The sequence below is a fragment of the Nonomuraea sp. LPB2021202275-12-8 genome (genome assembly GCF_037044575.1).
Taxonomy (GTDB): Bacteria; Actinomycetota; Actinomycetes; order Streptosporangiales; family Streptosporangiaceae; genus Nonomuraea.
This window is the reverse complement of record NZ_JBAHWD010000143.1, coordinates 1-589: the sequence shown is the minus strand read 5'-3', so window position 1 is coordinate 589 and position 589 is coordinate 1. Positions and strand designations below refer to the sequence as shown.

The 589-nt window shown below is 65.5% G+C and carries 1 protein-coding gene; it reads right to left on the bottom strand.

The features are described from left to right. A partial coding sequence (locus tag V5E28_RS49090) for an AMP-binding protein (protein ID WP_336217203.1) occupies positions 1-589 on the bottom strand: 589 nt, incomplete at both ends.

The following is a 589-nucleotide window of genomic DNA, read 5'->3' as shown; positions in this document are numbered from 1 at the left end:
GGTGTTGGCGAGCGCTCTGCCGATCAGCGGCCGATCGGATTCGGAGATCCGGATGGACACGCTGTCGTTGGAGCACTCGGTCTGGCCGTAGAAGTTGTATGCGGCCATGCCAGGAGCGGCCGCCAACGCCGTCCACAGCGAGTCGCTGATCGCCTCGCCGCCCACCATCAGCACGGTCGGCGGGCGTCGGTCGGGATCGAGGAGACCGAAGGTGACGAGCTGTTCCAGGTGCGTGGGGGTGAGGTCGAGGAAGTCGATCTCGTGCCTGTTCACGTAGTCGACCAGGCCTCCGGCGTCGCGACGGACGAAGTCGTCGATCACGTGCAGCTCGTGACCGTCCATCATCCACAGGATCGAGTCCCATGAGGTGTCGAAGGACAGCGGTGCGGTGAACCCGATCCGGAACCGGCGGTCGCCGGCGGCCGCCACCTCCGGCCCGAAGAAGTGCGTGTGGTGACTCCAGTACAGATTGACGATGCCGCGGTGTTCGATGACGGTGCCCTTGGGCTTGCCGGTGGAGCCCGAGGTGTAGATGACATACGCAGGATGGCGCGTCGTGAGCGGAACGGTGCGCTCCTCGTCACCGACA